8 protein-coding genes and 1 pseudogene are annotated in these 8,443 nt (G+C 32.0%); all 9 read left to right on the top strand.

Features of this window, described 5'->3' with window-relative positions; all coding sequences use genetic code 11:
- The coding region (locus tag ACR0P1_RS07010; protein ID WP_432645692.1) for a hypothetical protein at positions 1-744 on the top strand (744 nt) is incomplete at its 5' end.
- A gap of 79 nt (positions 745-823) precedes the next feature.
- A complete protein-coding gene (locus ACR0P1_RS07005; RefSeq protein WP_432645691.1) occupies positions 824-1,483 on the top strand; it encodes a hypothetical protein in 660 nt (219 codons plus the stop codon).
- A 16-nt stretch (positions 1,484-1,499) separates the two neighbouring features.
- Positions 1,500-1,823: pseudogene (locus ACR0P1_RS07000) on the top strand (DUF4043 family protein); the annotation flags it as partial.
- Between the two features lie 72 nt (positions 1,824-1,895).
- A complete protein-coding gene (locus tag ACR0P1_RS06995; protein ID WP_432645693.1) occupies positions 1,896-2,678 on the top strand; it encodes a hypothetical protein in 783 nt (260 codons plus the stop codon).
- Positions 2,679-2,689: 11 nt separating this feature from the next.
- Positions 2,690-3,067, top strand: coding sequence for a hypothetical protein (locus ACR0P1_RS06990; protein ID WP_432645690.1), 378 nt, complete (start codon positions 2,690-2,692; stop codon positions 3,065-3,067).
- A gap of 21 nt (positions 3,068-3,088) precedes the next feature.
- Positions 3,089-3,916: a DUF6682 family protein gene (locus ACR0P1_RS06985; RefSeq protein ID WP_432645689.1), complete on the top strand. Its 828-nt coding sequence runs from the start codon at positions 3,089-3,091 to the stop codon at positions 3,914-3,916.
- Positions 3,898-6,174: a hypothetical protein gene (locus ACR0P1_RS06980; protein ID WP_432645688.1), complete on the top strand. Its 2,277-nt coding sequence runs from the start codon at positions 3,898-3,900 to the stop codon at positions 6,172-6,174. Before ACR0P1_RS06985 ends, ACR0P1_RS06980 begins: the two co-directional genes overlap by 19 nt.
- The gene (locus ACR0P1_RS06975; protein ID WP_432645687.1) at positions 6,171-7,397 is read left to right on the top strand and encodes a hypothetical protein; all 1,227 of its coding nucleotides are present in this window, start codon (positions 6,171-6,173) and stop codon (positions 7,395-7,397) included. Before ACR0P1_RS06980 ends, ACR0P1_RS06975 begins: the two co-directional genes overlap by 4 nt.
- A partial coding sequence (locus ACR0P1_RS06970) for a hypothetical protein (protein ID WP_432645686.1) occupies positions 7,394-8,443 on the top strand: 1,050 nt, incomplete at its 3' end. The genes ACR0P1_RS06975 and ACR0P1_RS06970, both read left to right, overlap by 4 nt.

Genomic DNA, 8,443 nt, shown 5'->3' with positions numbered 1-8,443 from the left:
CAAAAGAACTGGTATCAGGCTAAATATAATGAAATCGGCTTTATGATTAAGCAGGAGTATCCAACAATTCCAGCCGAAGCATTTGAGCGTTCGTTGGAAGGAACATACTATGAACAAGAATATAAAACGTTGAAAATAACTGATGAGCAAAAACCAGCTAAGTGTATTGTGCATTCATCCGTAGATCTAGGAATGAATGATACTTTTTCCATAGGTTTCTTTGTTATATTAGATGATGGGACACCATTTATTATAGATGAGTTTCACGATTCTGGTCACGGATTATCTTATTATAAAGATATTTATGATGCATTTGCAGCTAAGTATATGTGGGATTATGGTGTCACATTTGTTCCACATGATATAATGGTAAAGGAACTAACATCAGATAAAACACGATTAGAAGTAATGCGTGAACTAGGTTTTAATCCAATAGTTGTGAAACGTCATACAATACAAGATGGTATCGAGACTACAAGACAGTTCCTTAGACGAGTAAAAATCTCACAAAATTGTGAAAAGATTATAGCTGCTATACAAGGATATAGAAAGCAATATAATCAACAATTAGGTGTGTTCTTAGATAAACCTGTTCACGATGAGTTATCACATTCTGCAGATATGATTAGATATATGGCAATGGGTTTAAAATATTATACTCCGAAGCAGAATAACGTTTATGAAAAGTACTCAGAAATAGATAAAGATCCTTGGTATGGTAATTCACAAGGATTTTTAATATAATGTATATTAAAACATTAAACAAACATTAAACATTATTGCTATATAATTCCACAAATTTAAAAATAAGGAGACTAGTAATATGGCTAGCAATGAAAATATTGTGCCCAATACTGATGGTAGTTTAGAAGAGTTCAGTGATACTAAAAGTCAAGAACCTGTAGTAAATGCTCAAAATGAGTCAGCTAAAGAACCTGATTATCAAAAAATGTTTAAAGATACTCAAGCAGCGTATACAAAAGCTCGACAAGAAGTTGCAGCACTAAAAGCTAAAAATGCAGCACTTGAAAAAGCAATTGTAGATAAAGGTGTGCAACTAGATCCAGCTGTAGCAGAAGAGCTTGAGCGTCTTAAATATGAAGATCCAGAAGCCTGGCGACAGAAGCTAAATGCAATTGAAAATGCTAAGGCAAAAGAGGTCACTTCTGAAATAACTCGTCAAGCTGAAGTCGCTAGGCGTAAAGAAGTATTGGCTTCTTGGAACCAAGAAAATCAGGATGCACAAATAACTGATTATATAGTTAATAATGTGCTACCAGCAGGTCTTACCAATAAACTTAAAAAAGGTGAAGTATCATTTGAAGGATTTCTAGCTGAGGCGTCGAATTTCTTGAGACAGACTAAAGTTGGTCCAGGTAATTCACAAAATGCTGGGAAAAAGGACCCTATGAGCATAGCGAATGGAACTGCAAACATTAGTCAAACAACTCAGGAAACGGATTATAGCAAAATGATTTTTTAACTAAAGGAGATAAATAATGGCTCTTAATCCAACTGGGACCGGAACCGTTAGAATTGGTTCCGATATTGAAAGGAAACGATGGGTTTCTGAAGGGCTACTTCAGAAGGCTGCAACATCGTTTTGGGCGGCGTATAAAGGACAAGGTCGTGACTCTGTTATTCAAACAGTAAACGACATTTCTAAAGGACAAGGACACAATGTAGTATTCGATATGGATGGTGCATTGGCTGGTAAACCTGTTCGTGGAAAACAACAAGCTGAGGGAACTGGTGAGCAGAAAAAGAAATTTAGCGATAAAATCACACTTGACCGCTATCGATATGTTGTTGATAATGGTGATAAGTTTGATGGTGTTAATATCGCTGACCTTTCTATCAATGAGCACGCTGATTCTCGTAGCAAATTGGGTGATTTGTGGATTCGTTCGGCTGACCAAGCGTTTTTTGACCTTGGACAACAAACATCAGAATTTGGTATTAAGCTAGGAGCACAATTTGCATTTGATAATTTCTTGGACATCGAGCAAATTGCAAAAACAGGTCGTGGCTTTAGCGTAACACCAACAGCCTTCCCAACTCGTGCACCTATGGAGCCATTCCGCACTGCAGATGGTAAACCAATGTGGTTGCTTCTTATTGATGTAGCTACTAAGGTAAAACTATTGAGCAAAGATGGTGCACAAGGGCTATTGGCACAAGCAGATGTTCGCGGTAACCAAAATAGATTGTTCTCTGGTATTCTAGGAACTATTGGTAACTTCATCATCATTGAAGCTCCATTGTTCTTTGGTGTAACAGATGGTGCAATCATTGATGGGCAAGGTTATTATCAATATGATAAAAACGCGGTATATGCAGCTGGATTGCGACAATATGTAGTTAAAAATGGTGCAACTGACAAAGTATTTACTGGTGAAGCTGATTTCGAAAAAAATCTTGCAGAAACAGGAAGTAAATTGTTCTCACGTAACTTGCTACTAGGTCGTGGAGCATTCCAATTTGCAATGGGTAAAATGCCTGATTATCATTATGCAACACATGACTTTGGTCTACATAGTGAGTCAGCATTGGAAGTATGGTGTGGAGCGAAAGCTGCGAAACTTCTTGCGGAAAACGAAGACTACGATGCTATTAAGCTCGCAGGTTACAACTACGGTTGTGCATTCGTTGACCTTGAGATTAAAACAACTGCATAAGGAGGTGGAATATGCCAGGTGGAAGACAAATTCCAAGCGATGTGATTGACCTTCGCGAATATAAAAAGAACAATCAAGTGCGAGATTTTAAAAATCTTGTAATTGCACCTTTTGCCGCTGAAGCGAATAAAACTTATCTTTTAGGTGCAATTCCTAAAGGTGCAGTAATTGTTGGCATACAAACCATTGAAAATGGTAACATTACTGCTGGTGGCACTGGTTTAAAAATTGGTGATATAAACGACCATGCAAAAGGTGTTGAAATTGCTAATGATAAAATTCATCCTGATGGTGGTGATTTATTTATCACTCCAGGTGCTGAACAAAATAAAGGTTATATCATTAGATATATGAATACTGGCATCACTGATGGTGCATACGCCGGATAAGACCATACTGGTGGTGATAATATGAGTAGGTCACAAACGATAATTGATGATGCACGACTTAGTCTAGCAGATCCTGATAAGACTCGATGGTCTGATTTACGATTGTTATCACTACTTAATGTTGCACAGGTTGAAGTAGCCACTAAGGCTTCTTTAGTCAAACGCACAGTGGTATTACCAGTGTTCAAGGGTCAAGCTGAGTATGTCCTACCCGATGATATAATATGGCTTGAAAGAGCTTATTATGATGGAAAACCTCTGCGAATGCTTGACTACCGCTCTATTGATGTAATGAATAGAGATAAAGAAGGGCAGCCTTCAGCAATGATTTTTAATAAGCACCCAAGAAATCATATAGTGCTTTATCCTAAACCGACAATTTCTTCAGAAAGTCCAATACAATTACCAAAAGATATTTTAGGTGTTGCAACAGATATTGAAGAGCTTGGAGCTAAAATCCAAGATAAGTATGGCATAATAACTGATATAGTTGCTGAAAACTTAGAAGTTGAAGTTGATTCACCGTATGGTGGTATCTCAGAAGTTAAACAGATATTGTATCCGTTAGAAGTATATTATATTGCAGAACCTAAGAAAATTTTAACACTAGATGAAGACCCTGAAATATCACCGGTTTGTGATAAGGCACTTAAGCTTTATATAATCGCGGCAGCACTTTTAGATGATATGGATACACAAAACAAACAAAGTGCAGCTGTATTCACACAATATTATAATGATGCTCTTAATGATATTAAGAAACATGCATCACGCGATTATGTTAGTTCAATTACACAAGTTGAAACAAATTCTTATAATGGAGTATTTGAATGGCCAATTCGTCCGTAAAATTAGAAAAGAATAAATTAGTTGTTGAAGATTTAGAATTAGGTTTTGGCTCTATTATACAAAAACGACAAGGTGAAGACATTCAACTTACTCAATTAAATGCTACACATTTATATGGTCCTCTTGTTGTAGAATCTGTAGATAAATTAGCTACTTTAAATCCAAATCTTATGACAACACAAACAGTGATTGTTAAAGAAAATCATACAATATATACTTGGGATAGCACAACTAGTTCTTGGGTTTCATCAAGTAAAGGTATTTACGTAGTAGATAGTATTGATGATTTGCAAAATATTCCAAATGGCTATAATACCGCTATTTTTGAGAGTTACGTGTATAATAAAATAAATGGTGTATGGACCTTAATGAATACTGCTGTTTTAGCAGTTGATAATTATAGTGATATAGAAAATTTACCACACGGTGTAACCTGTGTTGTAGTTAAGACAACTGGAACAATGTATTATAAACAAGGTCTTAATTGGACACAAGTGCAATTTTCAGAAGTTGGTGATAATATTAAAGTAGTTGATAATATTACTGATTTAGCAAGTTCAGATAGCACAATTTTTAAAGCTGTATTTTTAAATGATGATAAAAGATCTGGTATGTTCTTTTATAATGAAAAACAACAAGGTATTACTGATGGTGGTATTGTTTTTAATGGATGGGTAAGACAATATGATGGTAATCCATCACTATATTGGTATGGTGTAAAAGGTGATGGTGAAACAGATGATACAGCAGCAATAGGTGCTTATTTAACTCAACATTCATTTATTGATTTAACTGAAGGCACATTTAAAATCACAAAGCCACTTACAATCAATAAATCAATAAGGATAAATGGTAATAATGCTACATTATATTTTACAGAAAATGTAAATGCATATTTTATTGGTAAGGCACAAAATCCTGTTAGTGCAGTAGGTAATTTATCATTAGGTCAATCAACATTACAAACTTCTGGTTCACATACTTTTAAAGTTGGTGATTTACTTTTAATTAAAGGAACTAATCCTGCATCAGCTTACAAGACGGATAAAATGAGTTCATTTTTATCTAATGTGGCAGTGAGTAATACACCACATGTTACTTTAACTCAAGCAGCTAAATCATCATTAACTGCACCAACTATTCAAAAAATAGATGATATAATTGTAGAAATTTCAAATTTAAAAATTGTGCAAGAAGAGTCACAAAATCTTGAACATTGTTTATCATTTAAATATTGTAGAAATGTGAAACTTGATAATGTTATGATACAAACTAAAAATGTTTCAAATACTATAATTTTTACAGATTGTTATAATACACAATTAAATGCTTGTGATATTAGATCTTATGGCACAAATGCAGCTGCTATAAAAGTTATAGACTCTGACAATACTATAATTAAAAGTTCAAATATATTTGGTCAGCAAAAAGCATTACATTTAGGTAATGATAAACGACAAATAAATCAAATTGGTGTATTTGAATGTATTTTATCAACAAGTAACAATTCATTAACTGATTATGCTATTTACTGTGAAGATGCAGTTGTAGGAACTTCATTTAGAAATAGTCAAATAGCAGGTAATATACAATTAGGTGGACATACACATAGATTCAATAATTGTATTATATCTTGTTATGATAAAATAACACCAAAACAAATGAATGGTGGTGAAATATCTTTTATAAACTGCACTATAATATTTTTGATAACTGCACAACAAAATTTATGTTTTGGTAATGGCTCATCAAATAATATTATAGAAACAGACTGGCTCAAAGTTACTCAGCCAATGCATTTTGAATTTGTAGATAATACATTTGTTGTAACATCAAGTTATGCTTGTGTTTTACAATTAGTTGCTGTGCCATCTATCAATAGTAAAGCAGAAGTTAAGCACTCAATATCTTATTATGGTAATACAGTATCTGGTAATACAAATATAAAAGAACTTACACTCTATGGTCCATTTAATAAAGTAAGAATTGAATGTGGTAGTGAAAAAGTTGATTTATTATCAATTTATAAAGAATCAATAAATGTATTAGCTACTGCTAATGTTACAACACCAAAATCATTTACTTGTGAAACTTTCTTTACTTTAGGAAATTATCCAACAAATAAATTGTGTTTTGCAGATGTAGCAGTAGAAGCAAATAATTTAGTTGAAGTAACATCGAGTGTTACTGTAGATAATTTAACACACGATGGCACAACTTATGCATTAAAACATCCTATTGCGGTGAAATTACAATGAAAATTCTAAATATTACTGCTAAAAAGCAAAAACTTGGCTATGAAGATATAGTTGTAGGAACAGGACACATACAACAAACTCGTAGTAATATTACAAAGAAATTTTATCATAAAATAAATCTTAGATGCAATATGGGTTTACTTAACGATTGTGATTTTAACAATATTCCTAATGATCTTGAAGAAATTTATTTTACCGGATATTATAAAGAAGGTGATAAAGGTGAAGGAATATATAGATATATTGGGAATGATACTACTCATAATGTTGGTATTTATATTTCTAATGGGACTAGATGCTGGAAGAGAGACTTTACTGAATATGTTAGACCAGAATGGTTTGGTGCCTATGGAGATGGTAAGCACGATGATGCAGATGCATTTATAATTGCTTTGATTTATGGGAGTATTGAATTAGCAGAAAATGCATATTATAAATGTGAATTGTTACAAACTAATATAATTCCAATTTCAAAGAATATTGATATATTAGGTAATAATGCTACTGTTGAAATCAATTCTATTTTAGATTCAAATAAACTTATATTTAGAATTATAGAGTCAATAAATATAAAAATGAAATTTGTTAGATTTAAATCTAATTTATCTAAAATATTTGATATAATTGAAGAACAATTAGTAGTAACAAATAAAAATATTAAATATTGTGAATTTTCACCTAGTAACATAAATCCATTTAGTGTTACAGAATATTTAACTCAACAAGGTACACAGACATTAACAACAACTATCTTGGAAGGTAGAAATTATAAAACACAAGTTGCTACAAATGATTTACACCCATTAAATAAAAATGATTTGAAATCACTAAAGATTGAGGAAGAAGTGCCTAATGCTGTTCAAGTAGCTGGTGATGTAAAAATAGAAAGTTTAAAAGTCTTTTATAAAAATCCTATAGGTCCTAAAGCAACTGAAGAAAATCAAATAGTTACTTTAGCACAAATGAAAGAATTAGTAAAATTACCACAATCAATAAAAGATATTATTGATACAAAATTAAATGAATTAAAAGAACGTAAAGATATAAATATAAATGTATGTCCATACCCAGTATCTGCTTGTTATATTCAACCACACGGAACAAAAACCCCTAAAGAATTATGGCCAGATACTAATTGGGTAAAAATAGAATATAATGATGGAGCATTATTAGAAACTTATATGGATCAAATTTATGATGGAACGGAGTCTATAAATATATGACAAAAGAAAATTTACGTAACCAATATATAGCTTATAGAGACAATTCTATTACAAAAGAGCAATTATTAACTAGTGTTAAAGATCAAATAAAAAGTTGTGATGAAGTAATTGTATCTTTACAAGAACCTTTATATGAAGGATATATTGAGTCATATACAGAACGTAAAGATTTATTAGCTATAGTTTTACAGCTAAAAGTAAAATTAGAAAAAGAAGTCGAAAATATAAATAATGATAATATTGTTTGGAAAAAAGCAGTAGCAGATTTATTTGAACAATATAGCAAAAATAAGTTTAATAAAACTAGCTTTACAATGGATAATTTTTATTTACCATATAATACTTTAGATGTTAATCTTTGGATAAGGAGTGGAACAATGGCTACAGCAATGAATGATATGTTATGGAATAGACTAAGGTCTTATAGTAAAGGTGATGTGGTATGTATGTATATAGATCAGTATATGTATGCTAAAAATTATACAAAACGTGACGGTAATGTATCTATACAAATGAATAATCCACAATATCAATTTGAGCAATATAAACATCATCAAGGAAGATTTTTATATCCAGTATATTTTGTATGTACACGTAGTAATACAAATGAATCACCATTTAATAAAAATTGGTGTTATATACCTTGTTTAACTGCTGAACCTACTGATCCAGTTGCTATGATACCTTACGCAGCTGTATATTTAGATAAGCTAATTTGTATTAACAACACCTTTGATTGTTTTTCAGTATTTAATACTGAATTTTTTACTAATAATACATATTGGAAGTGTATAAATAATTATTATTCCATAGGTGGTGCAAGAAACCGCGGTAAATCAATATGGGATACTAGCTCCCTTGATGAAACTATATGCTATGGTAATATAACTACTAGCTCATATTCCTCTATCCCAGATGTTATGTCATTATTTTATGGTTTTTCCCCTTATACACTTTTTCCATTTTATGTATGGGCATGTGGTTATCACTTCCAACGTGAACCAAAAGGTTCAACATATGACAATGACGGTATAAAACCTTTTGAT

It is taken from the genome of Methanobrevibacter sp. (assembly GCF_050872065.1).
In the GTDB taxonomy this organism is placed as follows: Archaea; Methanobacteriota; Methanobacteria; order Methanobacteriales; family Methanobacteriaceae; genus Methanocatella.
Note: the sequence above shows the minus strand (reverse complement) of the source record. Positions and strands in the feature narration are given on the sequence as shown.

Bases quoted from the DNA above. Each gene is read 5' to 3' on its own strand.
- ACR0P1_RS07005 (WP_432645691.1), top strand. From the start codon at position 824: ATGGCTAGCAATGAAAATATTGTGCCCAATACTGATGGTAGTTTAGAA.
- ACR0P1_RS06990 (WP_432645690.1), top strand. From the start codon at position 2,690: ATGCCAGGTGGAAGACAAATTCCAAGCGATGTGATTGACCTTCGCGAA.
- ACR0P1_RS06985 (WP_432645689.1), top strand. From the start codon at position 3,089: ATGAGTAGGTCACAAACGATAATTGATGATGCACGACTTAGTCTAGCA.
- ACR0P1_RS06980 (WP_432645688.1), top strand. From the start codon at position 3,898: ATGGCCAATTCGTCCGTAAAATTAGAAAAGAATAAATTAGTTGTTGAA.
- ACR0P1_RS06975 (WP_432645687.1), top strand. From the start codon at position 6,171: ATGAAAATTCTAAATATTACTGCTAAAAAGCAAAAACTTGGCTATGAA.